The organism is Synechococcus sp. F70.1, assembly GCF_047502745.1.
Lineage (GTDB): Bacteria > Cyanobacteriota > Cyanobacteriia > Thermostichales > Thermostichaceae > Thermostichus.
Map to the genome: position 1 here is coordinate 1 of NZ_JANSJL010000002.1, position 731 is coordinate 731.

The window sequence follows — 731 nt, forward strand, 5'->3', positions numbered from 1 at the left end:
GAAGAACTCTACATCGCCGCGGCTAAAGATCCCCCACTTGTTGAGCAGATCCCGCCGCCGATCCTGCTGAAATTGCAAAGCCGAAACGGCGCGGGTGGTGGAGTCGGCCCCCTCAATGGGAAGAGTAACTGCATAGACCTGAAAGGGCTTTTGCAAAGATGAGCCCACCTGGAACCAGTCCCCCACGTTGGGGTTGGCGGTTTGGTTGACAGGGGAATCGGTACACCCTGCCAGGGCGGATCCCTGGAGGGGCCCACTGCGGATCAGCAGCCGCCGCGCCCGCTCAGTATCGGAAATGTTTTCCTCAAAGCCCTGGAGGTTCCTTTGCCCCGTAACCGGCGCTCGGCGGTTGTACAGGATGGTGTAGGCGGTAACGGAGTCGTCGATCCCGTTGTTGTCGGTATCCACCAAAAACCACCAAGCCGGGGCTTGCCGCCGCACTTCGATTTGCCGACCTGAATTCTGGGGATCGGGCACGCGAGCCGTGTAGTTCAACAGGAAACGCTCCTCGTCGGGAAGGGTATAGGGATCCGAGGGCTCTGCAGGCACCAATGCGCCATCGTTGAGCAGGGCAGAGGTGAATTGCTCATCAGTGGGAGCACTGACAGGCAGGCGGCGATCCCGGACGAGGTTGTCGATCTTGGCCCGCGCCCGGTCGATGGCAGCATTCAGTTGCCGGCTAACCGTCTGCTCCGCCCGCTCCACCTGGGTTTGGATGGTGCGCTGGGTAG

General features: G+C 61.1%; 1 protein-coding gene. It reads right to left on the reverse strand.

Annotated elements, in window-relative coordinates; all coding sequences use genetic code 11:
- Window positions 1-731 (reverse strand): hypothetical protein (locus NW860_RS00020; protein WP_414511854.1); only part of this gene is annotated, 731 nt, incomplete at both ends.